The organism is Xanthomonas sp. NCPPB 3174, assembly GCF_056725205.1.
In genome coordinates, this window is the sequence record NZ_CM161517.1 from 3,470,829 (window position 1) to 3,497,437 (window position 26,609).

General features: G+C 69.6%; 23 protein-coding genes. 11 read left to right on the forward strand and 12 right to left on the reverse strand.

What is annotated here, in order from left to right; genetic code table 11:
* Positions 1 to 81 precede the first annotated feature (81 nt).
* Positions 82 to 1,572: a ribonuclease G gene (gene rng / locus AC1PK7_RS15015; RefSeq protein WP_010340444.1), complete on the reverse strand. Its 1,491-nt coding sequence runs from the start codon at positions 1,570 to 1,572 to the stop codon at positions 82 to 84.
* Positions 1,572 to 2,138, reverse strand: coding sequence for a Maf family nucleotide pyrophosphatase (locus AC1PK7_RS15020; RefSeq protein ID WP_481098650.1), 567 nt, complete (start codon positions 2,136 to 2,138; stop codon positions 1,572 to 1,574). Before AC1PK7_RS15020 ends, rng begins: the two co-directional genes overlap by 1 nt.
* Before the next feature lie 132 nt (positions 2,139 to 2,270).
* Here AC1PK7_RS15020 and AC1PK7_RS15025 point away from each other — a divergent pair, with 132 nt between their 5' ends.
* From AC1PK7_RS15025 to AC1PK7_RS15035, 3 genes are all read left to right on the forward strand, one after another.
* On the forward strand, positions 2,271 to 3,008 hold the full coding sequence (locus AC1PK7_RS15025; protein WP_481098651.1) for an SIMPL domain-containing protein: 738 nt from the start codon (positions 2,271 to 2,273) through the stop codon (positions 3,006 to 3,008).
* A gap of 237 nt (positions 3,009 to 3,245) precedes the next feature.
* Entirely contained in the window at positions 3,246 to 3,917 is a 672-nt protein-coding gene (locus AC1PK7_RS15030) for an energy transducer TonB (protein WP_481098652.1), read from the forward strand.
* 161 nt (positions 3,918 to 4,078) lie between these two features.
* Positions 4,079 to 6,841, forward strand: a complete 2,763-nt coding sequence (locus tag AC1PK7_RS15035) for a TonB-dependent receptor (RefSeq protein WP_481098653.1) — start codon at positions 4,079 to 4,081, stop codon at positions 6,839 to 6,841.
* A gap of 136 nt (positions 6,842 to 6,977) precedes the next feature.
* Here the strand turns inward: AC1PK7_RS15035 and rlmH are convergent, their stop codons facing one another.
* The 8 genes from rlmH to AC1PK7_RS15075 all read right to left on the reverse strand — a co-directional run bounded on the left by rlmH (position 6,978) and on the right by AC1PK7_RS15075 (position 15,230).
* Positions 6,978 to 7,448: a 23S rRNA (pseudouridine(1915)-N(3))-methyltransferase RlmH gene (gene rlmH / locus AC1PK7_RS15040; protein ID WP_010340439.1), complete on the reverse strand. Its 471-nt coding sequence runs from the start codon at positions 7,446 to 7,448 to the stop codon at positions 6,978 to 6,980.
* A gap of 22 nt (positions 7,449 to 7,470) precedes the next feature.
* A complete protein-coding gene (locus AC1PK7_RS15045) occupies positions 7,471 to 8,628 on the reverse strand; it encodes a J domain-containing protein (RefSeq protein WP_481098654.1) in 1,158 nt (385 codons plus the stop codon).
* Positions 8,621 to 9,040, reverse strand: coding sequence for a ribosome silencing factor (gene rsfS, locus AC1PK7_RS15050; protein ID WP_010340437.1), 420 nt, complete (start codon positions 9,038 to 9,040; stop codon positions 8,621 to 8,623). Before rsfS ends, AC1PK7_RS15045 begins: the two co-directional genes overlap by 8 nt.
* Positions 9,041 to 9,096: 56 nt before the next feature.
* A complete protein-coding gene (gene nadD, locus AC1PK7_RS15055; RefSeq protein ID WP_481098655.1) occupies positions 9,097 to 9,867 on the reverse strand; it encodes a nicotinate-nucleotide adenylyltransferase in 771 nt (256 codons plus the stop codon).
* The gene (gene holA / locus AC1PK7_RS15060; protein WP_481098656.1) at positions 9,864 to 10,898 is read right to left on the reverse strand and encodes a DNA polymerase III subunit delta; all 1,035 of its coding nucleotides are present in this window, start codon (positions 10,896 to 10,898) and stop codon (positions 9,864 to 9,866) included. The genes nadD and holA overlap by 4 nt, the downstream gene beginning before the upstream one ends.
* Before the next feature lie 101 nt (positions 10,899 to 10,999).
* Positions 11,000 to 11,614 (reverse strand): LPS-assembly lipoprotein LptE, encoded by a 615-nt coding sequence (locus AC1PK7_RS15065; protein ID WP_209031920.1) that lies wholly within the window; start codon positions 11,612 to 11,614, stop codon positions 11,000 to 11,002.
* Between the two features lie 127 nt (positions 11,615 to 11,741).
* Entirely contained in the window at positions 11,742 to 14,384 is a 2,643-nt protein-coding gene (gene leuS, locus AC1PK7_RS15070) for a leucine--tRNA ligase (protein ID WP_481098657.1), read from the reverse strand.
* Positions 14,385 to 14,606: 222 nt separating this feature from the next.
* On the reverse strand, positions 14,607 to 15,230 hold the full coding sequence (locus AC1PK7_RS15075) for a DUF998 domain-containing protein (protein WP_371184448.1): 624 nt from the start codon (positions 15,228 to 15,230) through the stop codon (positions 14,607 to 14,609).
* Between the two features lie 154 nt (positions 15,231 to 15,384).
* Here AC1PK7_RS15075 and trxA point away from each other — a divergent pair, with 154 nt between their 5' ends.
* Complete coding sequence (gene trxA / locus AC1PK7_RS15080) at positions 15,385 to 16,245, forward strand: thioredoxin (RefSeq protein WP_481098658.1); 861 nt, start codon at positions 15,385 to 15,387, stop codon at positions 16,243 to 16,245.
* Positions 16,246 to 16,400: 155 nt separating this feature from the next.
* Positions 16,401 to 16,850 (forward strand): DUF4442 domain-containing protein, encoded by a 450-nt coding sequence (locus AC1PK7_RS15085; RefSeq protein ID WP_481098659.1) that lies wholly within the window; start codon positions 16,401 to 16,403, stop codon positions 16,848 to 16,850.
* Positions 16,851 to 16,883: 33 nt separating this feature from the next.
* Here the strand turns inward: AC1PK7_RS15085 and AC1PK7_RS15090 are convergent, their stop codons facing one another.
* Positions 16,884 to 18,215: a hypothetical protein gene (locus AC1PK7_RS15090; protein ID WP_481098660.1), complete on the reverse strand. Its 1,332-nt coding sequence runs from the start codon at positions 18,213 to 18,215 to the stop codon at positions 16,884 to 16,886.
* A gap of 87 nt (positions 18,216 to 18,302) precedes the next feature.
* Here AC1PK7_RS15090 and AC1PK7_RS15095 point away from each other — a divergent pair, with 87 nt between their 5' ends.
* The 3 genes from AC1PK7_RS15095 to AC1PK7_RS15105 all read left to right on the forward strand — a co-directional run bounded on the left by AC1PK7_RS15095 (position 18,303) and on the right by AC1PK7_RS15105 (position 21,833).
* Positions 18,303 to 18,980, forward strand: a complete 678-nt coding sequence (locus tag AC1PK7_RS15095; protein WP_019800973.1) for a DUF502 domain-containing protein — start codon at positions 18,303 to 18,305, stop codon at positions 18,978 to 18,980.
* 5 nt (positions 18,981 to 18,985) lie between these two features.
* Positions 18,986 to 19,759 (forward strand): queuosine precursor transporter, encoded by a 774-nt coding sequence (locus AC1PK7_RS15100; RefSeq protein WP_481098661.1) that lies wholly within the window; start codon positions 18,986 to 18,988, stop codon positions 19,757 to 19,759.
* A 199-nt stretch (positions 19,760 to 19,958) separates the two neighbouring features.
* Complete coding sequence (locus AC1PK7_RS15105; RefSeq protein WP_209248204.1) at positions 19,959 to 21,833, forward strand: DUF885 domain-containing protein; 1,875 nt, start codon at positions 19,959 to 19,961, stop codon at positions 21,831 to 21,833.
* Positions 21,834 to 22,226: 393 nt separating this feature from the next.
* On the opposite strand, the gene mmuM is transcribed toward AC1PK7_RS15105, so the two are convergent.
* Entirely contained in the window at positions 22,227 to 23,165 is a 939-nt protein-coding gene (gene mmuM, locus AC1PK7_RS15110) for a homocysteine S-methyltransferase (RefSeq protein WP_481098662.1), read from the reverse strand.
* Positions 23,166 to 23,339: 174 nt separating this feature from the next.
* Between mmuM and gloA2 the strand changes: the two genes are divergently transcribed.
* The 3 genes from gloA2 to metG all read left to right on the forward strand — a co-directional run bounded on the left by gloA2 (position 23,340) and on the right by metG (position 26,596).
* The gene (gloA2, locus tag AC1PK7_RS15115) at positions 23,340 to 23,741 is read left to right on the forward strand and encodes an SMU1112c/YaeR family gloxylase I-like metalloprotein (RefSeq protein ID WP_481098663.1); all 402 of its coding nucleotides are present in this window, start codon (positions 23,340 to 23,342) and stop codon (positions 23,739 to 23,741) included.
* Between the two features lie 126 nt (positions 23,742 to 23,867).
* On the forward strand, positions 23,868 to 24,320 hold the full coding sequence (locus AC1PK7_RS15120; protein ID WP_481098664.1) for a DUF2147 domain-containing protein: 453 nt from the start codon (positions 23,868 to 23,870) through the stop codon (positions 24,318 to 24,320).
* Between the two features lie 215 nt (positions 24,321 to 24,535).
* A complete protein-coding gene (gene metG, locus AC1PK7_RS15125; RefSeq protein WP_481098665.1) occupies positions 24,536 to 26,596 on the forward strand; it encodes a methionine--tRNA ligase in 2,061 nt (686 codons plus the stop codon).
* The last annotated feature ends 13 nt before the right edge of the window (positions 26,597 to 26,609 follow it).

The following is a 26,609-nucleotide window of genomic DNA, read 5'->3' on the forward strand; positions in this document are numbered from 1 at the left end:
CCAACGCGATGCGCGCGGACGGTGACCGGTCGCGACCGAGCCGCTCAACCAATCCCCAATCCCCAATCCCGAATCCCAGCCTCACAACAACACCACGTCGAACTGCTCCTGCAGGTACTGTTCGTCGGCCTGGAAGCGGATGGTCTTGCCGAGGAATTCCTCCAGCTCGGCCACGGCGGCCGATTCCTCGTCGGTGATGCGTGCCACCACCTTGGTCGAGGCGATCACCAGCAGCCGTGCCGCGTCGAACTGGCGCACCGCGCGGGTGATCTCGCGGAAGATCTCGTAGGTCACGGTCTCGGCGGTCTTGATCGAGCCGCGCCCGCTGCATTCCGGGCACGGCTCGGACAGCTGCCGCTCCAGGCTCTCCACCGTGCGCTTGCGGGTCATCTCCACCAGGCCCAGCGGCGAGAACTCGTACACCGTGGTCTTGGCATGGTCGCGCGAGAGCGCCTTCTCCAGCGTGCGCAGCACCTGGCGGCGGTGCTCGGCATCGTCCATGTCGATGAAGTCGATGATGATGATGCCGCCGAGGTTGCGCAGCCGCAGTTGCCGCGCCACCGCCTGCGCCGCCTCCAGGTTGGTGCGGAACACCGTCTCCTCGAGGTTGCGCTGGCCCAGGAACGAGCCGGTGTTGACGTCGATGGTGGTCATCGCCTCGGTCTGGTCGATGACCAGGTAGCCGCCGGACTTCAGCGGCACCTGCTTGTCCAGCGCGCGGGCGATCTCGTCCTCGACCCCGTACAGGTCGAAGATCGGGCGGTCGCCGGTGTACAGCTCCAGGCGCTCGGCCAGCACCGGCATGTACTTGGCGACGAAGGCCTGCAGCCGTTCGAAGGTCTCGTGCGAATCGACCTTCACCTTCTCCACGTCCTTGCGGATCAGGTCGCGCACCGCGCGCAGCGGCAGGCTGAGGTCCTCGTAGATGATGCTGGCCGGGGCGCCGTCGCGGCCGCGCCGCTCGACCACGTTCCAGACCCGCGACAGGTAGGCGATGTCTTCGGCCAGCGCCTCGGCCGGTTGGCCCTCGGCATTGGTGCGGATGATGTAGCCGAAACCGCCGTGACTGGCGGCCAGGTCGGCGACCAGGGTCTTCAGGCGCTGCCGTTCGGCCTCGTCCTCGATCCGCGCCGACACCCCGATCACCCGCGACTGCGGCAGCAGCACCAGGTAGCGCGACGGGATGCTGATCTGCGTGGTCAGCCGCGCGCCCTTGCTGCCGATCGGGTCCTTGACCACCTGCACCACGATGTCCTGGCCGTCGCGCAGCAGCTCCACGATCGGCACCGCGGCCGAGACCGGCAGCGGCGTCGCTTCCTCGGTGTCGCCGTTGCCGACCGGCGCCGGCCGCACCACGTCGTTGGCGTGCAGGAACGCGGCGCGCTCCAGCCCGACCTCGACGAAGGCCGCCTGCATGCCGGGCATCACCCGCTGCACCCGGCCCTTGTAGATGTTGCCGACCACCCCGCGGCGCCAGCCGCGCTCGATGTGCAGCTCCTGCAGCATGCCGTTCTCGATGACCGCCACCCGGGTCTCGCGTGGTGTGACGTTGACCAGGATCTCTTGCGACATCACAGCACTCCGAAGGTGCGCAGCAGGTGGTGGGTCTGGTGCAGGGGCAGGCCCATCACCCCGGAATAGCTGCCGTCGAGACGGCTGACGAAGCGTTCGGCGCCGCCCTGGATCGCATACGCACCGGCCCGCCCCATCGGCTCGCCGCTGGCCACGTAATCGGCGATGTCGCGCGCGGACAGATCCGCGAAGGTCACCGCCGTCGGCACCAGCAGCACCTCCTCACGGCCGGCGGCGACCAGCGCCACCGCGGTCATCGCCTGGTGGGTGCGTCCGGACAGGGCCGCCAGCATCGCCGCGGCGTCCTCGGCGTCGGCCGGCTTGCCGAACACGCGCTCGTCCAGCACCACTTCGGTGTCGGCGCCGAGCACCACCGCGCCGGCGGCATCGGCCAGTTGCGCCCAGCCGGCGCGGGCCTTATCCAGCGCCACGCGGCGCACGTAGGCCTGCGCCGACTCGTCGGCCGCGCGCACTTCCGGCACCTCGAGATCGAGGATCCGGAACGGCACGCCGAGGCGGGTCAGCAGTTCGTTTCTGCGAGGGGAACGGGACGCGAGATACAGCATGACCGAAGGATAACCCGAGCGGACTGGCTGAACGAACGCCGATGGCGTGACGATCGCTTCAACCCCGGTGAAGATCACGACGCGTTCATCGTCGCGGCAACACCCTCGCCCCATTCTTCAAGGAGAACCCCGATGCGCGCATTGTCCGTCCGCCCGCTGCTGCTGGCCCTGTCCCTCGCCCTAGGAGGCACGATGACCGCCCACGCCCAATCCGCCGCGCCCGGCTACGCCGTGCCCGCCGACGGCACCCTGCTCAACATCGCCGCACAGGCCGAGGCCAAGCGCGCTCCGGACGTTGCCGCGATCTCGGCCGGCGTGGTCACCCAGGCCACCGACAGCGCCGCGGCGATGCGCCAGAACGCCGAGCAGATGACCAAGGTGCTGGCCGCGATCCGCGCCGCCGGCATCGCCGACAAGGACGTGCAGACCAGCGGGGTCAGCCTCAACCCGCAGTACAAGTACGCCGAGAACCAGGCGCCGCAGATCATCGGCTACCAGGCCAGCAACTCGGTCAACCTGAAGGTGCGCGACATCGCCAAGCTCGGCAAGGTGCTCGACGCGCTGGCCGCGCAGGGCGCCAACCAGATCAACGGCCCCACCTTCGAGATCGACGACCCCGAACCGCTGTACGACCAGGCCCGGGTCGATGCGCTGAAGAAGGCGCAGGCGCGCGCGCAGAGCTACGCCAAGGCGCTTGGCCTGCGCGTGCGGCGCATCGTCAGCATCTCCGAGGGCAGCAGCGGCGGGGTACGCCCGCCGATGCCGATGATGCGCGCGATGGCGATGAAGGCCGAGGCCGACACCCCGGTCGCCGCGGGCGAGAGCAGCGTCTCGGTCAACATGGACGTGGTGTTCGAACTGGGCAAGTAAGCGGCTGTCCCAGGCCACACTTCGCGACGGCGCCTGCGGGCGCCGTCGTCGTTTCCGGCTGCGGCGGCCCCTGCTCTCGTCGCGATCGCGCCCAGCGCTGGCCCCTTGCCCCTCTTGCCAAAGCCACCGCGACCGGCGCACTGTCGAAACGCGGACGGGCGTGCTGACCCCATCCGCCGCGCCCGTGCGTTTTTGCCGTACCGCAGTCCACGACACTCCTATCGCAGAGGTGGATCCATGGTTCGCACGCAACTCCCCGCCCCGTCCTTCCGCATCGACCTGTCCCGGGTCCTGGCCTACAGCACCGCGATCGCCCTGCACGTGCTGGCCGCCCTGTTGCTGCTGCTTCCGCTCTCGCACGTGACCGCGCCACCGGAACCGGCGCAGGTGCAGCCGCCCTGGCAGCAACCGGTGGTGGTCAAGGTCACGCCGCCGCCGCCGACCATTCCCACTGTCGAGAAACAGGTGCCGACGCAGCCGCGCACGCCCACTGCGGTGCCGGTGCCGACCTCGACGCCGGAGCCGGCGGTCGACAGCAGCCCGGTGGCGCTGGACAGCGCGCCCAACGTCGATCCCACGCCCAGCATCGCCGCGCCCAGCCTGCCGCCGGCGAGCGTGAGCGCGCCGGTGGACGGCATGCAGTTGCAGTACCTGCGCGCGCCAGCGCCGCCGTATCCGCGCGACGCGCTGCGCGATCGCCTGCAGGGCAGCGTGCTGCTGCGGGTGCTGGTCGGCACCGACGGGCAGCCGCTGCAGGTCAGCATTGAGAAGAGCAGCGGCCACCGGGTGCTGGACCAGGCCGCCCGCGACCAGGTGCTCAAGCGCTGGGCATTCAAGCCAGCGCTGCAGAACGGCACGCCGGTGCAGGCGTACGGGCTGGTGCCGGTCGATTTTTCGATGGACCGCTGAGCATGGCGAAGCGCGCGGCCGGGTCCGCCGGTCGCGCGCATTTCGCAAAAATTCACTATTTGTTCACGATAGATACACCTAGATGGGAACCAGCCGGCCGTCAAAAGGTCGGCACTTTCGTCAGAAAGACACAATCTGCGTTTCCAGTTAGGAGAGAAACTGTGAACATTTCGACCCCACGGCGTGCAACCCGCCGTACGCTGCTGTGTGCCTCCGTCGCTGGCGTTCTCGCCGCCCTCGCAGGCCCCGCCGCCTTCGCCCAGGAAGCGGCCACCAATCTCGACCGGATCACGGTCACCGGCTCCAACATCCCGCGCACCGACACCGAGACCCCGTCGCCGGTGCAGGTGGTGACCCGCCAGGAAATCGACCGCACCGGCAAGACCTCGCTGGCCGAGTACCTGCAGACCCTGACCGCCGACGGCGCCGGCTCGATTCCGAAGACCTTCGGCAACGGCTTCGCCGGCGGCGGCGCCGGCATTTCGCTGCGCGGCCTGGGCGCCGGCTCCACCCTGGTGCTGTTGAACGGCCGGCGCATGGCCACCTACGGCCTGGCCGACGACGGCCAGAAGGTCTTCACCGACCTGAGCACCATCCCGCTGGACGCGGTCGAGCGGGTCGAAGTGCTGAAGGACGGCGCCTCGGCGATCTACGGCTCCGACGCCATCGCCGGCGTGGTCAACATCATCCTGCGCAGCGACTTCCAGGGCGCGATCCTGCGCGGCTCCTACGGCATCTCCGGCGACGGCGACGGCGATGCGCGCAAGGCGACCCTGACCGCCGGTACCGGCGACCTCTCCAGCGATGGCTGGAACGCGTTCTTCAGCCTGGACGTGGGCAAGACCGACGCGATCAGGATCAGCGACCGCAAGGACCGCAAGTGGATCGGCACCGGCGACATCCGCCGCTGGGGCTATGCGGCACAGGACGCGCAGTTCCTCGGCGGCGCCTACCTCAGCGGCGGCACCGCCGGCGGCAGCGGCCCCAACGGCTCGGTGTTCAACACCGCCGGACAGCTGGTCGCACTCCCCGGCTGCGCCGGCCTGACCACCATCCCGGGCCAGAGCGACGCCACCGCGCAGGCGCAGGGCTGCCTGTGGGATCCGGCACAGCAGTTCCGCGATCTGACTCCCGAGGAGAAGTACGTCAACGTGTTCGGCCGCGCCAGCTTCGCCTTCGGCGAGGGCGGCGAGATCTACACCGAGATCGGCTACTCGAAGAAGAACACCGTGTTCTCCAATACCCCGTCCGGCGTATCCGGCGGCTGGGGCTACCCGGGCGGCCCGGTCAACGCCAACAGCGGCGCCGGCGCCACCGTGCTGTACGCCGGTCATCCGGACAATCCCCTGCCCTACGCTGCGCGCCTGCGCTACAGCGCCTGGGACGTGGGCCCGCGCGTCACCGACAACACCAACGAGTTCAATCGCTTCCTGGTCGGCGTGAAGGGCAACTGGGGCGAGTGGAGCTACGACACCGGCTACCTGCACTCCGGTACCAATCTGATCAACAAGCGTACCGGCTACCTGCGCTACAGCGCCGTGCGCTGCGTGCTCGGCAACCCGGCCTGCCCGGCCGGCACCTGGCGCATCGGCGACAACGCCAACCTGAACTCGCAGGCGCTGTACGACTACATCTCGCCGACCATCAGCGCGCGCGCCAAGTCCGAACTGGACATGTTCGACTTCAACGTCTCGCGCAGCCTGGTCGACCTCAAGGGCGGTCCGCTGGGCCTGGCGATGGGCGCGGAATGGCGCAAGACCAGCAACAGCCTGACTCCGCAGACCTACACCGACATCGGCGACATCATCGGCCTGGGCTACTCGGCCTACGACGGCACCCAGAACGTCTATGCCGCCCACGTCGAGCTGTCGGCGCCGGTGTTGGAGCAACTGGAACTGTCGGCGGCACTGCGCTACGACAAGTACGACGGCGGCGACGGCAAGGCCACCCCGAAGCTGGGCGTGAAGTGGACGCCGGCCAACTGGATCGCGCTGCGCGCCAGCTATGCCGAAGGCTTCCGTGCGCCGAACCCGGCCGAGAACGGCGACGGCGGCCTGGCCGCGTTCTCCAACGCCCGCGATCCGGTGCGCTGCGCGATCGATCCGGCCAACGAGTGCACCGCGCGCTCGGTGGCGATCATCACCCGTCCGAACCCGGCGCTGAAGCCCGAGGAATCCAAGAGCTACTCGGTGGGCTTCGTGCTGCAGCCGACCTCGACGACCTCGTTGACCGTGGACGGCTGGGAGATCAAGCGCACCAACGAGATCGCCCAGGGCAGCACCGCCGACGCGATCGCCGCCGGCAACGTGCTGCGCGACAGCAACAACATCGGCGGCGTCGCCAACAGCGGCACCATCCTGGCGGTCAACACCGGCTACGTGAACGCGAACTCGTCGCGGGTGCGCGGCATCGACACCGACATCCGCCAGACCTTCGAGATCGGTCCCGGCCAGTTGGAGCTGGATGCGCAGTGGAGCCACCTGCTCAAGTTCGAGCGCACCGAAGGCGACACCACCGTCGACTACGTGGGCACGCACGGCAACTGCGACGTGACCAACTGCATCGGCACCCCGCAGGACCGCATCAACTTCGGCACCACCTGGAAGCAGGGCAGCTGGAGCGTGAGCGGCGTGGTCAACTACATCGACAGCATCGAGAACAAGGATCGCCGCGGTGGCGACTACCAGGCCTTCTACGCCGACGGTACGCCGGTCAAGAAGATCGCCTCGTTCACCACCTTCGACCTGTCGGGCCGCTGGAACATCACCGAGGCGTTCGAACTGAACGCGTCGGTGCAGAACGTGTTCGACCGGATCGCCCCGCTGGATCCGACCACCTACGGTGCGGTCAACTACAACCCGCTGCACTTCAGCGGCGCGGTCGGCCGCTACTTCACGGTGGGCGCGAAGTACACGTTCAACTGATCGCGAGCGTCGCACAGCGATAAGGAAAAGCCCGGGCGCAAGCCCGGGCTTTTTTGTTGCCTGGGCGGCGCGCAAGCTTCGGCATCACGCACGCCTTGCCGCCGCGCACACGCGCTCAGCGATCAGCGATCAGCGATCAGGCGCGATGGTAGGGATGATTGGCCAGCATCGCCGCCGCACGGTACAACTGCTCGGCCACCACCAGCCGCACCAGCATGTGCGGCAGCGTCAGCGGCCCCAGCGACCAGGATTCGCTGGCCACCGCCAGCACCTCCGGCGAGTGGCCCTCGGGACCGCCGATCAGGAACGCCAGATCGCGTCCCTGTCCGCGCCAGTGCTCCATGCGCTGCGCCAGTTGCTCGGAACTGTGCTGCTTGCCGGGCACGTCCAGCGCCACCACCAGCGCGTTCTTCGGCAGCGCCGCCAGGACACGGCGGCCTTCGTCCTCGATCGCGCGCTGCGCATCGCGGCCCTTGCCGCGCAGGCCGGGTTCGATCTCGACCAGGTCCAGCGGCAGCCAGTGCGAGAGCCGCTTGCGGTACTCGGCGAAGCCCTGCGCCACCCAGGCCGGGGCGCGCTCGCCGGTGGCGATGAGGCGCGCCTTCATGGCTGCGCGCGGCAGGCGCGCATCACCAACGCTCGCCCAGCAGCAGGGCGTCGTACATCGCGCCGTCCAGTTCCTGCTCGGCCAGCCGGGCACGCTCCCGCTTCAACCATTGCTTCAGCGTGTCGGCCTGCCGCGCCGCAGCGCGATCGTCGGCACAGGAGCGGATCTCCTCCTGCACCTGCCGCTTGATCTGCGCCAACAGCGCATCCAGGCGCTGCGGCTGCGGCGCGCGCTCGTCTTGAAGACCGTAACGCCCCATGAAGTCATCGACCAGTCCGGCCAATGTCTGCTCGACCTGCCGCAGTTGCGCGGCGAACAGGTCGTTGTAGTCACGGATGCGCTCCTCGGCCATCGCCGCGATGCCGGCCTGATCCAACTGGCCGATTTCCAGTTGCAGTTCCAGCAGTGCCAGCAGGTCGTCGTTCTGATACGCCTGGTTGAGCCGCTGCATCAAGGCGGTCTTGCGCTCGCGCTGCTGCGGATCGGGTTCGCGGTCCGGATGCAATGCGGCGACCAGGTTGCGGTACAGCGCGCGACGCGTCTGTTGCGGATCGGCGGCGACCTGCGCGGCCTTGCCGGCACCGGCACGGCGGCGCTTGTCGCGCTGCTGGGCGCGCCCGGCCGCATGCGCCTGCTGTGCGTGCTGCCGCTCCTGGATCTGCGCATACAGCGCTTCGGGGGAGTGGATATGCGCCATTTCCTCTTCGGTCAGGCCGAATTCCTCACCGATGACCGACGTCAGCAATGCCTCGGATTCGGCCAGATCCTGGTCGAATCCGAGGGGGCTATGCCGGTCGTAGATGGCCTTCAGGCCATCGTTGTCGCCGTCCCGGATCAACAGCGCAGCCAACTCGCAAATGAGCTCGGACAGATCGGCGCGATCGCGCTTGCTCAACTTGTAGGTGGCATGCGCTGCGTCCAGTTCCCGCAACAACTGTATCTGCGCCGCATCGCGCTCCTGCAGCAAGGGATCGACCTGCTCGTGGAAACGCTGCTCCCAGCGCAGCAGCGCGTCCTGCCACGCATGCAACTGCGCACGGGCGCGCTCCAGACGCTTGACCAGGGAGTCGAAGCGCTTGCGTGCCGGCGTCGCGGGTGTCGATTCGGTCGCGCCGACACGCTTGCTGACCGGCAACGCCTCGCTGCCGAAGCTGCGCGCGGGATTGCGCCGCTTAGGCATCGCGTGCCGAGTCGTCGCCGTCGTCGTCGCCCGGCGGCTGGTCACCGACCGTCCACAGCCGCTCCAGTGCATAGAACTCGCGCACCCGCGGCAGCATCACGTGCACCACCACGTCGCCGAGATCGACCAGCACCCACTCGGCCTCGCGCTCGCCTTCCACGCCCAGCGGCATCACGTCCAGGCGCTTGGCGTACTTGATGACTTCGTCGGCGATCGACTTGACGTGACGGGTGGAGGTGCCGGAGACGATGACCAGGTAGTCGGTGACGCTGGACTTGCCGCGCACGTCGATTTCCGCCACGTCCTTGGCCTTGAGTTCCTCGACTGCCTCGCGGACGTGGGCGAGCAGGACCGGCAGCGGCGGCGGCGGATTGGGGACTTGGGTCTTGATGACGTGGGCTTGACTGGACAAAGCGGCGAACTCGATGGAATGGGGCGAATTATAGGCGACCCCGGCAGGACGCGTATTCAGCCAGCGGGACCGGTGGCCGACGCATACAGGCCGTGGTCGCGGATATAGGCCGCCACCGGCGCCGGCAGCAGTGCCGCCCAGTCCTCGCCGGCGGCGATGCGCGCACGCACCAGGCTGGCCGATTCGCTGCGCAGCGGCTGCCGCAGGCACCACAGCCGGCCGCCCGGCGCGCGGGTCAGCGCCTGCGGCGTGTCGGCCCAGCGCCCGGCCACCGCCTGCGCCAGTTCCGCCGGCACCGCCCGCTCCCAGCCGCTGCCGGCGCGGTCGGCGACGATCAGGTGCGCCGCCTCGACCAGCGCCCGCCACTCGCGCCAGCCGTTGAAGCCGACGAAGCTGTCGCTGCCGATCAGCAGCGCCAGCGGCGCGTCGGCGCCGAGCTCGGCCCGCATCTCGCGCACCGTGTCGATGCTGTACGACGCCACGCCCAGCCGGGCCTGCGCACGGCGCACTTCGTGCAGGTCCAGCACCAGCCCCGGCGTGTCGGCGATCGCCAGCGCCAGCATCGCGCAGCGCTGCTGCGCATCGGCGCCGGGCGCCGGCCGATGCGGCGGATCGGCCGCCGGCATCAGCCGTACCGGCACCCCGACCGCATCCCGCGCCGCCCGCGCGATCGCCAGGTGACCGTTGTGGATGGGATCGAAGGTGCCGCCGTAGATGAGGGTGAGAGGCCGGGATTCGAGATTGGGGATTCGGGATGCATCAGCCGCCTGCGCAGGATCGCCGCTGTTGCCAATCCCCAATCCCGACTCCCCAATCCCGGCGCTCATACCACCAACAACCGCACCGCCCGCGCCTCGGCGATCGCCAGCAGCAGGCGCTCCAGGGCGATCCAGGCGTCGCCGTCGGCGCGGCCCTTGGCGATGCGGTCGATGCGGCCGGCCTCGGCGGCGAAGCGCTCCCAGCGGCGCGGTTCGGCGTGGCGCTGCAGGGCGCGCTTGAACGGGGCCTGCCGCGACTCCCAGATGCCCTGCCCCTTCATCTCCGCGGCCAGGTTGCCGCCGGCGGCCTGCACCTTGGCCAGCGCGGCCGTGCGCAGCAGTTCCTTGATCAGGATCGGCAGCAGCGCGGCCACCGCCTCGCCCTCGGCACGCAGGCCGGCGAGCATGCGCCGCACCGCCGGCGCCTGCCCGGCGAGGGTCGCCTCGGCCAGGCGGAACACGTCGTAGCGGGCAGCGTCGGAGACCAGCGACTCCATCGCCGCCACGTCCAGCCCCTGGCCGTCGGCCAGCAGGGCCAGCTTGTCGATCTCCTGCGCCGCCGCCAGCAGGTTGCCCTCCACCCGCTCGGCCAGGCGCTGCACCGCGCCGGCGTCGGCGCGCAGGCCCTTGCTGCGCAGGCGCCGCTCGATCCAGTCGCCCAGTTCGTGCGGCTTGATCGCCCAGGCCACGGCGATGGTGCCGATACGGCCGACCGCGTCGGCCCACTTGCCCTGGTGCGCCTTGCTCCACTCGTTGCAGGTGATCAGCAGCACCACGTCCGGCGGCGGATCGGCGCAGAACGCGCTGATGACCTCGCCGCCCTCCTTGCCGGGCTTGCCGCTGGGCAGGCGCAGCTCGATCAGCCGTTGCGCGCTGAACAGGCTGGGCGCGTTGAAGCTGGAATACAGCTGACCCCAGTCGAAGTCGCGGCCGTCGGCGTCGAACACCTCGCGCTCGCCGATGCCGGCAGCGCGCGCGCGGGCGCGGACCGCGTCGGCGGCCTCAAGCACGCGCAGGGTTTCCGGACCGGCGATCAGGTAGACCGGCTGCAGCGGCTGCGACGCCGGCTGGGTGGCGAGTTGTTCGGGACGCAGTTCCATGGCGACAGCCTACGCTGCTGCAGGCGGATGCGGCCAACGCCGCGCGCCTGCGGCGAACGGCGCGGCCGCCGCGTGCGGCGGCGAAGGCAGCAGGGCGAGGCTCAAGGCTGCGGCGTGGTCGCCGGCTTGTCCGCGGCCGGCGTGCCGTCGGCCGGCTTGCCCTCCACCGGCGTGCCGTCGGTCGACGGCGGCGCGGCGTTGACGTCCTTGCCGTCGCGCACCTGCGCGCGCACCACGCTGTCGATCCGGCGCAGCATAGACGCCGACATCTCGCGGCGCAGTTCGTCGGCCAGGATCTCGCGCTCGGTCGAGGTACCGGTGGCGTCGGTCGGCGGCGACACGTAGTCGCGCGACAGTTCGATCACCTGCTGCGGCACCAGCACGCTGCCGTCGGCGCGACGGAACACGAAGATCGCGGCGTAGCGCAGGCTGTACTCCTGGGCACGGCCTTCGGCGTCGAGCGCGATCGGCAGGTCGCCCCAGCGCTCGGACAGCACTTCCAGGCGGGCCACGCCGGTGTTGACGTCCTTGGGCGCGATCTGCGCGCCGGCCGCGCGCAGGCCGCGCTCGAGCAGCTTGGCCAGCTCGCTGTACGGCGCGGAGGACACCACCTTCACCGACGGCGTATCGGCCGGCAGGGTCAGCTTGTTGCGCAGGTGGAAACCGCAGGCGGTCAGGGACGCCGCGAAGACGAGAGCGAGCAGGAGTCGGGTCATGGACACAGTCTGGAGGAGCCGGCTGGGCGCGGCAACAGGCCGCTAGCCTGCCGTACGCCGCGTGAACGCGGGTTGAGACCTGATGCCGCACCGCGCGGCCGCGATGCGGCCGCCGCGGCGCGCCGGCTCACGCCGCCACCAGGTTCACGATCTTGCCGGGGACGATGATGATCTTGCGGATGCTCAGCCCTTCCAGGAACTTGGCCGCATTCGGCTCGGCCTGGGCCAGCGCCTCGATCTGCTCGCGCGGGGTGTCGGCGCCGACGTCGATGGTGCCGCGCAGCTTGCCGTTGACCTGCACCGCCAGGGTCACCGCGTCGCGCACCAGCGCGGCCGGGTCCGGCTGCGGGAACGGCACGTCTTCCAGCAGCGTCGGCGGATGGCCCAGCGCCTGCCACAGCGCGTGGCTGGCGTGCGGGGTGATCGGGTTGAGCAGCAGCACCGCCGCTTCCAGCGCTTCCTGGCGCACCGCGCGGCCCTGATCGCCGGTGTCGTCGAACTTGGCCAGCGCGTTGGTCAGCTCCATCACCGCGGCGATGGCGGTGTTGAAGCTGTGGCGGCGGCCGTAGTCGTCGGCGACCTTGCCGATGGTCTCGTGGGTCTTGCGCCGCAGCGCCTTGTGTTCGGCATTCAGCGCGGCCGGATCCAGCGCCGGCGCGGCGCCGTCGGCGACGTGCTTGTGCACCTGCGCCCACAGCCGGCGCAGGAAACGCGCCATGCCGTCCACGCCGGCCTCGTTCCACTCCAGCGACTGCTCCGGCGGCGCGGCGAACATCGAGAACAGGCGCACCGTGTCGGCGCCGTACTTGCCGACCATCGCCTGCGGATCCACGCCGTTGTTCTTGGACTTGGACATCTTCTCGGTGCCGCCGATCAGCACCGGCTGGCCGTCGCCGCGGTGCACCGCGCCGATCACCCGCGCCTTGTCGTCGCGCTGCACGTCCACGTCGGCCGGGTTGATCCAGTCCTTGGAGCCGTCCGGGTTCTGCCGGTAGAAGGTCTCGGCGATCACCATGCCCTGGGTCAGCAGGTTGGTCGCCGGCTCGTCGCTGTCCACCAGACGCGCGTCGCGCAGCAGCTTGTGGAAGAAGCGGAAATACATCAGGTGCAGGATCGCGTGCTCGATGCCGCCGATGTACTGGTCCACCGGCAGCCAGTAGTTGCCGCGCTTGTCGACCATGTCCTTGGCGCCGGGCGAGGTGTAGCGCGCGTAGTACCAGCTCGACTCCATGAAGGTGTCGAAGGTGTCGGTCTCGCGCTCTGCCGCCGCGCCGCACTGCGGGCAGGTGGTCTTGCGCCATTCCGGGTCGGTCTTCAGCGGCGAGCCGGTGCCGCTCAGGGCCACGTTCTCCGGCAGCAGCACCGGCAACTGGTCTTCCGGCACCGGCACCGCGCCGCAGCTCTGGCAGTAGATCACCGGGATCGGGCAGCCCCAGTAGCGCTGGCGGCTGACGCCCCAGTCGCGCAGGCGGTAGTTGACCCGGCGCTGGCCCTGGCCCTTGCGTTCGAAGCGCTCGGCCAGCGCCTCGAACGCGCCCTGGAAGTCCAGCCCGTCGAACTCGGCGGAATTGACCAGTTCCAGCTCGCGGGTCTTGTCGCCGTACCAGTCCTGCCAGCGGCTCGGATCGTAGCGGCGCTCGTCGTCGTTCTTCGGCGCCTTCAGCGCGATCACCTGGCGGATCGGCAGGGCGTACTTGCTGGCGAATTCGAAATCGCGCTGGTCGTGGCCGGGCACCGCCATCACCGCGCCGGTGCCGTAGCCCATCAGCACGAAGTTGGCGACCCACACCGGCACCTGCTCGCCGCTGATCGGGTGCACCGCGGTCAGGCCGGTGTCCATGCCGCGCTTTTCCTGCGTCTCCAGTTCCGCCTCGGAGACGCCGCCCTGCTTCAGCTCGGCCAGCAACGCGGCCAGCTGCGGATTGGACTTGGCCGCATGCAGCGCCAGCGGATGCTCGCTGGCGATGGACACGAAGGTCACGCCCATCAGCGTGTCCGGGCGCGTGGTGAACACGCGCAGCGGATCCAGCGCACTGCCGTCGGCGTCGCGCACGTCGAACTGGATCTCCAGGCCCTCGGAACGGCCGATCCAGTTGCGCTGCATGGTCTTGACCGATTCCGGCCAGCCCGGCAGCTGATCCAGGCCGTCCAGCAATTCCTGCGCGTAGTCGGTGATGCGCAGGAACCACTGCGGGATCTCGCGCTTTTCCACCAGCGCGCCGGAACGCCAGCCGCGGCCGTCGATGACCTGCTCGTTGGCCAGCACGGTCTGGTCGATCGGGTCCCAGTTCACCACCGCGTTGCGGCGGTAGGCCAGGCCCTTGCGCATCAGCCGGGTGAACATGCGCTGCTCGTGTACGTAGTACTCGGGCCGGCAGGTGGCGAACTCGCGCGACCAGTCGATGGCGTAGCCCAGCGACTTGAGCTGGCTGCGCATGTGGTCGATGTTGGCGTAGGTCCACTTCGCCGGCGCGGTCTTGTTCTTGATCGCCGCGTTCTCGGCCGGCAGGCCGAACGCGTCCCAGCCCATCGGCTGCAGCACGTTCTTGCCGATCATGCGCTGGTAGCGGCTGATCACGTCGCCGATGGTGTAGTTGCGCACGTGGCCCATGTGCAGCGCCCCGGACGGGTACGGCAGCATCGACAGGCAGTAGAACTTGGGCTTGTCGGAGGTCTCGTCGACCTCGAAGGCGCGGGTGGCGTCCCAGAACTGCTGGGCGGAGGATTCGACCTGCTGCGGGTCGTAGGCGGTGGGCTCGACGGCGGACATGGAAACGGGCAAGGGCCAGGCGGCAACAAAGCGGCCAAGGGTACCGTAGCGCGGCAAGCCGCTCCAATCCCGGCGACGGACGGCAGTGGCGCGCAATGGCCGCGCGCGCGCCGGAAGGAGCAGGAACCGCCGCTGCAGCGGCGTCGGCGCCGCGGGCGAGCGCGGCGGACCCCGGCCACGGCAGCGCCCGCCGCGCCGGCCAACTGCGCAAGCCCGACAGGGTCAGCCGCGGCGCGCGACCGCCCGGGGGCCGGGCCAGCACGCCAGCAGTGCCAGCCAGCCCCACCACAGCAGGAACACCAGCCGCTGCGCCAGCGCCGGCGACAGCAGCCGGTCCAGCGCGAACGCGCCCAGCGCCACCAGCAACGCCAGCGCCAGCGCCAGCGCGGCCCAGCCGCGCGCGGCGGGATCGCGGCGCGCGCCCAGCCCCAGCAGGGCCGCGGCCGCGACCAGCGCCACCACCCACAGCAGCCAGGCGCTGGCATGCAACTGGGTCGCGCGCGCCTCCAGGTCGGTCGGGTCCAGCGGCAGCAGGCCCATGCCGGCGAAGGCCAGGCCGGCCAACAGCAGCAATTGCCCGCCGACCCGCAGCGACCAGGGCGCCTGGCGACCCGCGCGGCGCAGCAGCCGCAGCGCCAGTCCCATCGCCAGGCACCCGGGCAACACGAATGCCAGCAGGTTGAACGCCCAGGCATGCGGGATGCCGCGCGCACCAAGCAGGGCCAGCGGATGCGACCACGGCAGATAGCCGGGCAGCACCGCGCCGAAGCCCAGCATCGCCGCCACCGCGGCCACCGCCAGCAGCGGCCCGATCCAGCGCAGCACCCGTTCGCTCATCTCGCCCATCCGTTCCCGTCCTTTCGCGCCGGCATGGCGCCCGAAACCCGGCATTGTCGCCGCTGCGGCCGCGGCCGGCATCCGTGGCACGACGCCGCCGCCCTTGCATCGGCGCCGCCGCGCCTCCATACAGAGCGTCTTCTCGACTGCGATGACGCCGCCCATGTCCGACACGCCCCACGTTTTCGACGCCAAGACCGAGACCTTCGAAGCCGATGTACTGCAGCGCTCGCTGCAGACGCCGGTGCTGGTGGACTTCTGGGCGCCCTGGTGCGGCCCGTGCAAGACCCTGAGCCCGATCCTGGAAAAACTGGCGGCCGAGTACAACGGCGGCTTCGTCCTGGCCAAGGTCGACGTGGACCAGGAGCAGCAGATCGCGGCGGCGTTCCAGATCCGCTCGGTGCCGACGGTGTTCCTGGTCAAAGGCGGACAGTTGGTCGACGGCTTCCCCGGCGCCCTGCCCGAAGGCCAGTTGCGCGAGTTCCTGACCCAGCACGGGATCGTGCCGCTGGCCGCGCAGGAACCGGCCGAGGCCGTGCCGGCCGCGCCGCTGGATCCGCACGCCGAGGTGCAGCGCCTGCGCGAGGCGGTGGCGGCCGAGCCGGACAAGGACGAGCTGAAGCTGGATCTGGCCCTGGCCCTGGTCAAGGTCGGCGCCGCCGCCGAGGCCGAGACCCTGATCGATGCGCTGCCGGCCAACCTGGCCACCGACGAGCGTGCGGTGCGGGCGCGGGCGCGGCTGGGCTTCGTCGGCGCGCTGCAGGCCGCGCCGCCGCTGGAGACCCTGCAGGCGACACTGGCGCAGGATCCGGCGGACCTCAAGGCGCGCTACCTGCTGGGCGTGCGCTACCTGGTCGGCGGCGACGACGCGGCCGCGCTGGAGCAGTTCCTGGAGATGCTGCGCCAGGACCGGACGTTCGAGGACGGCCTGCCCAAGAAGGCGCTGATCGACGCGTTCCGGGTGATCGAGGACGAGGACCTGGTGGGGCAGTACCGCCGCAAGATGTCCGCGCTGCTGTTCTGAGGCGGCCGCGGCACTGGCGTCGGCGGGCCGCGTGCGCCGCCGACGCCGTCGCGGCGGCCGGCCAAGCGCGCCAGCGCGAAACAGGCGCCCCGCCGATGCACCATACGCAGGCGTCTGGTAGGCTCGTATTCTCTGTTTCCGCCCCCTCCCGCACGATGAAGCCATCGCTGTTCCGCCTGGGCCTGAACCTGTGGCCGCCGTTCCTGTTCGCGGGCATCCACGTGACCGCGCTGAGTGCCGACTACCGCCATGCGCGGGTCGAACTGCGCATGCGTCCGTGGAACCGCAACTACGTCGGCACCCATTTCGGCGGCAGCCTGTTCGCCATGACCGACCCGTTCTGGATGCTGCTGACCATGCAGAACCTGGGGCGCGACTACTACGTCTGGGACAAGGCCGGCAGCATCGAGTTCGTGCGCCCGGGCCGCGGCACGGTCAGCGCGCAATTCCACCTGGACCAGGCCCTGTTGGACGAACTGCGTGCCGCCACCGCCGGCGGCGACAAGTATCTGCACTGGTTCGAGACCGACGTGGTCGACGCCCAGGGCGAGGTGGTGGCAAGGACGCGCAAGCAGCTGTACGTCAAGCGCAAGCCGGCGCGATAGCCGGTCGACGCGGGTGGCAAAGGTATCGGCGCCTCAGGTTCGCCGCCGGCTGCCAGGTAACGGCAAACGCAGCGTATCGCCGTCGCTGTCCGCATACAGCGCCACCTGCAGCCCCTGCCCGTCCGCTGTGGCCTGCAGTGGCCGATGCACCCCGCGCAGATCGGCCGGCAGCGCTGCCAGGCGCTGCGGCAACGGCTGCGTAGCGGGATGCGCGCTCAACCACAGCAGGGCCGAGGCCAGCCGCATCGTCGCCGCGGCATCCTGCAACGACGCCTGGTAGCTGACGAACGACGGCTGCGGCTCCCGCGTCATCGCGCAGCCCAGGGCGTTGGCGACGCAGCCCATCGAGAGTTCCGCCACCGGTGCCGAAACCTGCGCCGCGGTCGGCGGCAGATCCGCTACCAGGGTGGCGCGCGCATCGTCGGCACAGGCGCGGGTAAACCCTGGCGCCAGCCTGGCCTTGCTGCGCTCGGCGTTCAACGCCAACGGAATCAGCGCCGATTCGTACCAGCGCCGCTGTACGACGTGGCGGTCGCTGGCGAGTTCGTCGAACGCCGCGAATGCCCAATGCGCTTCGCCGCGCAGCGACTTGCACAGGCTCACGTCGTCGATCTGCAGCGGCGCGAATGCCTGCGTGCACTGCGCAGGCAGCGCCTGCGGCGGCGACTCAGCGAGCATGTCGGCAAACAGGCGGGCGTTGCCGCGCAGCATCGACGCGCCGATGATCGCAGTGATCAGGTTGTCGCCGCTGCCCAGCAGGGCGCGGGCCATCCCGGCATCGCTGCAGACGCCCTGCAGCGCCGAGTCGCGCCGGCCCTCCACGAAATCCAGCGCATGCTGTGTCAACGGGATCTGCAGCAGCGCAAAGGCCGGCAACTGGAGATCGGTGCTGTCGGTGAAGGGGCTGCGGTACTCCGATGCGGCGGACGCGGCCGGCATCGCTGCCAGTAACGGCGCCTGGGTCGCCAGTGCTGCGGCATACGCTTGACGTGCTGCGCGCACCTTGGCGATGCAATCGTCGCCGCGCCAACTGCAGCGGGGCGGACCAGCGGTCGGCCACTCCGGGACGCGCGGATAGCGACTGGCGGCGCTCTGGAAGGCCACACCGACAGGCCATTGCCTGAAGCGCCGCACATCTTCGTCGAGCAGCGCCTGGCGCTGGGCCGAGGGCACGCTGTAGGGCAACAGCCAAAGGTCAACGAACAAGTTCGGCCCCCGCAGCGGCGGCAGCGGTTGCCGCAACTGCGCCAGCGCGGTGCGCTGCGCCGCCGGCACCGGCCACCACCGCGACGCCAGATACAGCGCCACGGCGAGCAGCAGCACCACGCCGGATACATACGCCAGCCACCTGCCGATCTTCGCCACAGCGCTCCCCCAATCGCACCTGCACAGAGTGCGCCATCTTAGCCGCCGGGCGCAGCGGCAGACGCAAGGCGCCGCTACACTACGCGGATGTCGCCCGATCTCGCCGCCCCCGCTCCCCGCCCGTCCCTGCAACGGCTGTTCTTCACCGGCCTGCTGACCCTGTTGCCGATCTGGCTGACCTGGGTCGTGGTCAAGTTCGTGTTCGTGCTGCTCTCGGGCATCAGCAGCCCCTGGGTGGTGCCGCTGTCGGTGCGCATCGCCGCCTCGTTCCCGCGCGAGCTGGGCTGGGCCACTGCGCAGTGGGTGCAGAACACCATCGCCCTGATCGCCACCCTGGCGGTGATCCTGCTGGTCGGCTTCCTGAGCCGGCGCATGATCGGCCAGCGCCTGCTGCGCTGGTTCGAGGCGGTGATGCGCCGCATCCCGCTGGCCAGCGTGGTCTACGACAGCGTGCGCAAGCTGGTGGACATCCTGCAGACCCAGCCAGGCAGCACCCAGCGCGTGGTGCTGATCGACTTCCCGCACCGGGACATGAAGTCGGTGGGCCTGGTCACGCGGGTCATCAAGGAACACGGCACCGGCCGCGAGCTGGCCGCGGTGTACGTGCCGACCACGCCCAACCCGACCTCCGGCTACCTGGAGATCGTGCCGGTGGAACTGCTCACGCCCACCGACTGGAGCGTGGACCAGGCCATGAGCTTCATCATCTCCGGCGGCGCGGTGGCGCCGGAGAGCGTGCCGTTCACCCGGACCGTGGACCGCTGACGCCGATGCGCCGCGGCACGCTCGACGATCGCGCGGTCCGGCTGTTCATCGCCCTGGCGGCGTTCTTCTGCGTCAACGCCGCGCTGGCCGAGTTCATCGGGGTCAAGATCTTCGCCCTGGAAGACACCCTGGGCATTGCCCCGCTGAACTGGAACCTGTTCGGGCAGACCGGCTCGATGAACTTCACCGCCGGCACCCTGCTGTGGCCGCTGGTGTTCATCCTCACCGACACCATCAACGAGTTCTTCGGCCGCCGCGGCGTGCGCTTCATCTCCTGGTTGGCGGTAGGGCTGATCGGCTACGGCTTCCTGTTCGCCTTCGCCGCGATCGCGCTGGCCCCGGCCGGGTTCTGGGTCACCGCCGCGCAGAACCAGGGCGTGCCCGACTATCAGGCCGCGTTCGCCGCGGTGTTCGGCCAGGGCATGTGGACCATCGCCGGCTCGCTGGTCGCGTTCATGGCCGGCCAGCTGATCGACGTGGCGGTGTTCCACCGCATCCGCAGCGTGACCGGCGAGAAGCACGTATGGCTGCGCGCCACCGGCTCCACCGCGGTCTCGCAGCTGATCGACAGCTTCGTGGTGATCTACATCGCCTTCGTGCTCGGCCCGCAGCACTGGTCGATGCAGTTGTTCCTGGCGGTGAGCACGCTGAACTACATCTGCAAGATGCTGCTGGCGGTGCTGCTGATCCCGCTGCTGTACCTGATGCGGCGGCTGATCACCGACTATCTGACCCCCGAGCGCGCCGAGCAACTGCGCGAGGAAGCCGCCGCCGACTGAACGCCGGCACACGCGCGAGCGCCCCGCACGCTCTCGCGCGCGGCCATCGTGCAGCGCCGCAGAGGCCGCTGCCGCCTGGCCCGTCGCGCCACTGCGCCCGCCCGCCACAGGGCGGTGGGCGCCTGCGGGCAGCGGCCATGGGTGGCCTCGGAGGTGCGGATCGGGCAAGCTCCCCGCTCGCTTGTCGTTGGAGCCCGCAATGCCGCCCCGCTTTTCCCGCCTGCTGTCCCTGGCCATCGCCACCGCCCTGAGCCTGTCGCTGGCGGCCCCGGCGGACGCGGCCAAGAAGAAGACCACCAAGCAGACCACCGCGCAGACCCGCGCCAAGGCCAGCAAGGCCCGCAAGGCGCGGCCGGCGCCGGCCCCGGTGGTGCTGACCAAGGCACAGCAGTTGAACAAGCTGTACGACGATTACTGGGAAGCCTCGCTCAAGCTCAACCCGCTGCAGGCCACCTTCCAGGGCGACAGCCGCTACAACGACCAGTTGCCGAACTTCCTCTCGGCCGCGTTCCGCCAGCAGTCGCACGACTTCACCGTGGAGTGGCTGGGCAAGGCCGAGGCGATCGGCAAGGACGGCCTGACCGGGCAGGACCTGCTCAGCTACGAAATCTTCGTCGGCGACGCGCGCAACGCGCTGGAGGCGGAGAAGTACCCGAGCTGGATGCAGCCGGTGAACCAGTTCTACAACGTCGGCAGCATCATGGTGATGCTCGGCTCCGGCACCGGCGCGCAGCCGTTCCACACGGTCAAGGACTACGACAACTGGTCGCGGCGCGCGCTCGGCATCCCGGCGCTGTTCGACCAGGCCATCGCCAACATGCGCGAGGGCATGAAGGCCGGCGTGGTGCAGCCGCGCGCGCTGATGGAGAAGGTGCTGCCGCAGCTCGATGCGATCATCAAGCCCACCGCCGAGGAGAGCCTGTTCTGGGGCCCGGTGCGCAACCTGCCGGCGGACATCCCCGAGGCCGAGAAGCAACGCATCACCGCCGAATACAAGCGCATGATCGAGTACCGGATCATGCCCGCCTACCGCTCGCTGCGCGGCTTCATCGCGACCGAGTACCTGCCGGCCACGCGCAGCACCGCCGGCGTCGGCGCCCTGCCCGGCGGCGATGCCTGGTACGCATGGAACGTGCGCCAGAGCACCACCACCGACCTGACCCCCGCCCAGATCCACCAGATCGGCCTGGACGAGGTGGCGCGCATCCAGGGCCAGATCCAGGCGGTGATGAAGCAGGTACGCTTCCGCGGCTCGATGCAGAAGTTCTTCAAGTTCATGCAGACCGACAAGCGCTTCAGCTTCAGGAGCGAGGACGAACTGCTGAGCTACTACCGCGGCCTGGAGGGCCGGGTCGACGCGGCGGTGCCGCGCATGTTCTCGCTCAAGCCCAAGGCCGCGTTCGAGATCCGCCCGGTGGAACCGTACCGCGCGCAGTCGGCGGCCAGCGGCTCGTACATGCGCCCCAGCGAGGACGGCCGGCCCGGCATCTTCTACGTCAACACCTACGACCTGCCCAGCCGCAAGACCTGGGATGCGGAAGACCTGTACCTGCACGAGGCCATTCCCGGCCACCACTTCCAGCTCGGCCTGCAGCAGGAGCTGACCAACCTGCCCAAGTTCCGCCGCTTCGGCGGCGAGACCGCCTTCATCGAAGGCTGGGGCCTGTACGCCGAATCGCTGGGCAAGGACCTGGGCCTGTACCAGGACCCGTACAACTATTTCGGCTACCTGCAGAACGAGCTGTGGCGCGCGATCCGCCTGGTGGTGGACACCGGCCTGCACAGCAAGGGCTGGACCCGCGAGCAGGTGATCGACTACATGCTGCAGAACTCGGCCACCAGCCGCACCGATGCCGAAGCCGAGGCCGAGCGCTACATGGCCATCCCCGGCCAGGCGCTGTCCTACAAGATCGGCGAGATGAAGATCCTGCAGCTGCGCGACTACGCCCGCACGCAACTGGGCGACAAGTTCGACATCCGCGAATTCCATGCCGAAGTGCTGAAGGACGGCTCGGTACCGCTGAACGTGCTGCAGGAAAAGATCGAGCGTTGGGTGGCGAGCAAGAAGGGCTGAGCGGGGCGCCGCTTCGCTCGCGGGGAACGCGGGCTGAGGCGTCGCGGGATTTTGTAGGAGCGGCTTCAGCCGCGACGGGGCATTCCTGGTGAAGCCCGGTCGCGGCTGATCCCCGAAAAGGGGACAAGAGCCGCCCCTACGAAAGGTCGCATCGGCGGCGGCGCCTTCGCCCTCCCGCTGCGCCCATCCCACTCGGTGCGGATAGCGCGCCGGTTCCATCAAGGCGTCGGACGCACACGAACCCCTTGTGGGAGGGACTTCAGTCCCGACGCCCTTCACTGCAACGCGTCGGGACTGAAGTCCCTCCCACAACAGCAGGAGGCCGCCGACATCAGCTGCGCCCCCACCGGCTAAAGCAGCGTGCGGTCGCGTGCGAGGCGACCCGCCTCCTCGCTACGACGATGCCAGACGCTGCGCCAGCTGCGCGATGTCCTGCGGCGTGGTGCGGCAGCAACCGCCGATCAGGCGCGCACCGGCGGCATGCCAGGCGAGGAGATGGTCGGCCAGAACCCCAGCGTCGGCGCTGCCGGCCTGCCAGCATTTGCGGTCGGCGTCGTAGCGCTCGCCAGCATTGGGATACACCACAAGCGGCACGCGGGTCAGTGTCGCCAAGTGGCGCAACGCCGCGGTGGCCAGCGACGGGGCGACACAGTTGACGCCGAGCGCCACCACCTGCGGATGGCCGTCGAGCAACGCCACCACCTCACGCAACGGCGTGCCGTCGCTGAGATGCGTCGCATCGCGCAGCGTGCAGGTGAACCAGGCGACGATCTGCGGGAATGCCTCCAGCACCTCCAGCAAGGCCACCATTTCCGCCAATGACGGCTGCGTTTCGCAGGCCAGCAGATCCACGCTCGCCTCCACCAGCGCGGCGATGCGCGGGCGGTGGAAGTCCCGCAATGCCGCCTGCGGCAACGCGTAGTCGCCACGGTACTCGGACCCGTCGGCCAGGAAGGCGCCATACGGCCCCACCGAGCCAGCAACCAGCAACGGCCCCGCCTGCGGATGCCGCGCGAGATGTGCCTGCCGCGCCTGCTGCGCCAGTTCGACGCTGCACGCGATCAAGCGCTGCGCTTGCACGAGGTCGATCCCGCGTGCGGCAAACCCCTGCGGCGTGGCCTGGTAGCTGGCGGTGATCGCACACTGCGCACCGGCGGCGAAATAGTCGCGGTGCACCTGGCGGATCAGGTCCGGTTGGTCCAGCAGGATCTTCGCCGACCACAGCGGATCGCGCAGATCGCAGCCGCGCCGTTCCAGCTCGGTGGCCAACGCGCCATCGAGCACCAGGCAACGGTGCTCGGCCAGCAGCGCGGCAAGCGGGTTGTACGGCATGGCGCGGCCTCGCAGCAACGGAACGCGCAGTGTCGCAGACGGCGGCGGCACGGTCGCGACGCTGCGCTATGCTGCCGCCATGCCATCGACCCTATTGCCGACTGCGCACGACACCACCGCCGCGCCACCTGCGAGCACTGCCGCCGCCCACGCCCGCTGCGCGAGCTCGCCGCGATGACGTCGCCACTCACCCTCGACGGCCTGCACCACGTGGCGATCATCGCCTCCGACTACGCGCGCTCCAAGGACTTCTATTGCCGCCTCCTGGGCCTGCCGGTGATCGCCGAGGTCTACCGCGATGCGCGCGACTCCTGGAAGCTGGACCTGGCCCTGCCCGACGGCAGCCAGCTCGAACTGTTCTCGTTCCCGACCCCGCCGCCGCGGCCGAGCCGCCCGGAAGCCTGCGGCCTGCGCCACCTGGCGCTGCGCGTGCGCGACCTGGACGCCGCCGTCGCGCACCTGCAGGCGCACGGCGTGGCGGTCGAACCCATCCGCGTCGACGACTACACCGGCCGCCGTTTCACCTTCTTCGCCGATCCCGACGACCTGCCGCTGGAACTGTACGAAACCGGCTGAACGCACAGCGCCGGCCACGCTGAACCGCATGACGCAGTGCGGATTCCCAGCACCATACGCTTGGGTATACAGTCGGATCAGGCCGGCATCGCGCCGGCCGCACCGGACATCCCTCGGGAGGGGAACATGCGCACGAGCTTCAAGACCCTGATGCTGGCCCTGCCGCTGAGCGCGGCGGCATTCATGGCGCACGCCGCCGACACCTCGCCGGTCGGCCGCTGGCAGACCATCGACGACGAAACCGGCAAGCCCAAGTCGATCGTGCAGATCGAACAGGCCAACAACGGCACGCTGAGCGGCAAGGTGGTGGAGATCCTGCAATCCAACCACGGCCCCAATCCGATGTGCGACAAGTGCGACGGCGAGCGCAAGGGCAAGCCGATCAAGGGCATGACCATCCTGTGGGGCCTCAAGCCCGACGGCACCGCGGTGTGGGACGGCGGCTCGGTGCTGGACCCGGCCAAGGGCAAGACCTACAAGGCCAAGATCACCCTCACCGACGGCGGCAAGAAGCTGCAGATGCGCGGCTACATCGGCATCGAGGCGTTGGGGCGGACACAGACCTGGATCAGGGAGTGACGGGATTCGGGAATCGGGATTGGGGATTCGCAAAAGCGGTGTCGCTGCCTGATTTCCGTTCTGCAAGCCACTCTGTTGAAGGCGCCTGCAAGGGCGCCTTTTTAATGGGCGCGCGGATTTGCAGACGCCGACCACGTGCTTGACCAATCCCGACTCCCCAATCCCGAATCCCGGCTCCATGCAATAATCCCCGGCCCCCAGAAACGCCGGCCGCCATGACCACCGCCCTCGTCACCACCGCCCTGCCCTATGCCAACGGACCGCTGCATCTGGGGCATCTGGTCGGCTACATCCAGGCCGACATCTGGGTGCGCGCGCGGCGGTTGCGCGGCGACCGCACCTGGTTCGTGTGCGCCGACGACACCCATGGCACGCCGATCATGCTGGCCGCGGAGAAGGCCGGGGTCACCCCGGAAGACTTCATCGCCGCCATCCAGGCCAGCCACGAGCGCGATTTCGCCGCGTTCGGCGTGGCCTTCGACCATTACGACTCGACCAACTCGGACGCCAATCGCGCCCTGACCGAGGCGTTCTACGCCAAGCTCGACGCCGGCGGCCACATCGCGCGTCGCTCGGTGGCGCAGTTCTACGACCCGGCCAAGGGCATGTTCCTGCCCGACCGCTACATCAAGGGCATCTGCCCGAACTGCGGCAGCGCCGACCAGTACGGCGACAACTGCGAGGTCTGCGGCGCCACCTATTCCCCGACCGAGCTGAAGGAGCCGAAGTCGGTGATCTCCGGCGCCACGCCGGAACTGCGCGATTCGGAACACTTCTTCTTCGAGGTCGGCCGCTTCGACGGCTTCCTGCGCGATTGGCTGGCCGGCGACGTGGCCCTGCCCGGGGTCAAGGCCAAGCTGATGGAGTGGCTGGACAGCGAAGGCGGCCTCCGCGCCTGGGACATTTCCCGCGACGCGCCCTACTTCGGCTTCCAGATCCCCGGCCAGCCGGGCAAGTACTTCTACGTGTGGCTGGACGCGCCGATCGGCTACCTGAGCAGCTTCCAGACCCTGTGCGCGAGCCTGGGCGAAGCGTTCGAGCCGCACCTGGCCGCCGGCACCGCCACCGAACTGCACCACTTCATCGGCAAGGACATCGTCAACTTCCACGGCCTGTTCTGGCCGGCGGTGCTGCACGGCACCGGCCACCGCGCGCCGACCCGGCTGCACGTCAACGGCTACCTGACCGTCGACGGCGCCAAGATGTCCAAGTCGCGCGGTACCTTCGTCATGGCCCGCACCTACCTGGACGTGGGCTTGGAGCCGGAAGCGCTGCGCTACTACTTCGCGGCCAAGTCCTCCGGCGGCGTCGACGATCTCGACCTGAACCTGGGCGACTTCGTGGCGCGGGTCAACGCGGACCTGGTCGGCAAGTTCGTCAACCTGGCCAGCCGCTGCGCCGGCTTCATCGACAAGCGCTTCGGCGGCACGCTCGCCGACGCGCTGCCGGATGCGGCGCAGTACACGCGCTTCGTCGCCGCGCTGGCGCCGATCCGCGAGGCGTACGAGCGCAACGATCCGGCCAGCGCGATCCGCCAGACCATGGCTCTGGCCGACGAGGCCAACAAGTACATCGACGAGCACAAGCCCTGGGTGCTGGCCAAGCAGGACGGCGCCGAAGCGCAACTGCAGGCGGTGTGCACGCAGGGCCTGAACCTGTTCCGCGTGCTTGCCGCCGCGCTCAAACCGGTGCTGCCGCGCACCTGCGCCGAGGCCGAGGCCTTCCTGTCGGCCCCGCTCACCGCCTGGGACGACCTCAACGCCCCGCTGCTGGCGCACGCCATCCAGCCCTACGCCCCTCTGTTCACCCGTCTCGACCCAAAGCTGCTCGACGCCATGACCGACGCCTCCAAGGACACCCTCGCCCCCCCTCCAACTGCCGCGGCCCCCGCCAAGCAGGAAGCGAAGGCCGCCACCAATCCCCAACCCCCAATCCCCAATCCCGGCCACATCGGCATCGACGACTTCGCCAAGCTCGATCTGCGCATCGGCAAGGTGCTGGCCTGCGAATTCGTCGAAGGATCGGACAAGCTGCTGCGCTTCGAACTGGACGCCGGCGAGCTGGGCAAGCGGCAGATCTTCTCCGGCATCCGCGGCAGCTACGGCGAACCGGAAAAGCTGGTCGGCCGCAACGTGGTGTTCATCGCCAACCTCGCCCCGCGCAAGATGCGCTTCGGCCTCAGCGAGGGCATGATCCTGTCGGCCGGCTTCGACGGCGGCGCCCTGGCCCTGCTCGACGCCGACAGCGGCGCGCAGCCGGGCATGCCGGTGCGTTGAGAGCCGGGATTGG

Bases quoted from the DNA above. Each gene is read 5' to 3' on its own strand.
- mmuM (WP_481098662.1), bottom strand. From the start codon at position 23,165: ATGCCGTACAACCCGCTTGCCGCGCTGCTGGCCGAGCACCGTTGCCTG.
- trxA (WP_481098658.1), top strand. From the start codon at position 15,385: ATGTCCGACACGCCCCACGTTTTCGACGCCAAGACCGAGACCTTCGAA.
- AC1PK7_RS15095 (WP_019800973.1), top strand. From the start codon at position 18,303: ATGTCGCCCGATCTCGCCGCCCCCGCTCCCCGCCCGTCCCTGCAACGG.
- AC1PK7_RS15025 (WP_481098651.1), top strand. From the start codon at position 2,271: ATGCGCGCATTGTCCGTCCGCCCGCTGCTGCTGGCCCTGTCCCTCGCC.
- metG (WP_481098665.1), top strand. From the start codon at position 24,536: ATGACCACCGCCCTCGTCACCACCGCCCTGCCCTATGCCAACGGACCG.
- AC1PK7_RS15065 (WP_209031920.1), bottom strand. From the start codon at position 11,614: ATGACCCGACTCCTGCTCGCTCTCGTCTTCGCGGCGTCCCTGACCGCC.
- holA (WP_481098656.1), bottom strand. From the start codon at position 10,898: ATGGAACTGCGTCCCGAACAACTCGCCACCCAGCCGGCGTCGCAGCCG.
- AC1PK7_RS15020 (WP_481098650.1), bottom strand. From the start codon at position 2,138: ATGCTGTATCTCGCGTCCCGTTCCCCTCGCAGAAACGAACTGCTGACC.
- AC1PK7_RS15120 (WP_481098664.1), top strand. From the start codon at position 23,868: ATGCGCACGAGCTTCAAGACCCTGATGCTGGCCCTGCCGCTGAGCGCG.
- nadD (WP_481098655.1), bottom strand. From the start codon at position 9,867: ATGAGCGCCGGGATTGGGGAGTCGGGATTGGGGATTGGCAACAGCGGC.
- AC1PK7_RS15085 (WP_481098659.1), top strand. From the start codon at position 16,401: ATGAAGCCATCGCTGTTCCGCCTGGGCCTGAACCTGTGGCCGCCGTTC.
- AC1PK7_RS15045 (WP_481098654.1), bottom strand. From the start codon at position 8,628: ATGCCTAAGCGGCGCAATCCCGCGCGCAGCTTCGGCAGCGAGGCGTTG.
- AC1PK7_RS15100 (WP_481098661.1), top strand. From the start codon at position 18,986: ATGCGCCGCGGCACGCTCGACGATCGCGCGGTCCGGCTGTTCATCGCC.
- AC1PK7_RS15075 (WP_371184448.1), bottom strand. From the start codon at position 15,230: ATGGGCGAGATGAGCGAACGGGTGCTGCGCTGGATCGGGCCGCTGCTG.
- leuS (WP_481098657.1), bottom strand. From the start codon at position 14,384: ATGTCCGCCGTCGAGCCCACCGCCTACGACCCGCAGCAGGTCGAATCC.
- rng (WP_010340444.1), bottom strand. From the start codon at position 1,572: ATGTCGCAAGAGATCCTGGTCAACGTCACACCACGCGAGACCCGGGTG.
- AC1PK7_RS15105 (WP_209248204.1), top strand. From the start codon at position 19,959: ATGCCGCCCCGCTTTTCCCGCCTGCTGTCCCTGGCCATCGCCACCGCC.
- AC1PK7_RS15030 (WP_481098652.1), top strand. From the start codon at position 3,246: ATGGTTCGCACGCAACTCCCCGCCCCGTCCTTCCGCATCGACCTGTCC.
- gloA2 (WP_481098663.1), top strand. From the start codon at position 23,340: ATGACGTCGCCACTCACCCTCGACGGCCTGCACCACGTGGCGATCATC.
- rlmH (WP_010340439.1), bottom strand. From the start codon at position 7,448: ATGAAGGCGCGCCTCATCGCCACCGGCGAGCGCGCCCCGGCCTGGGTG.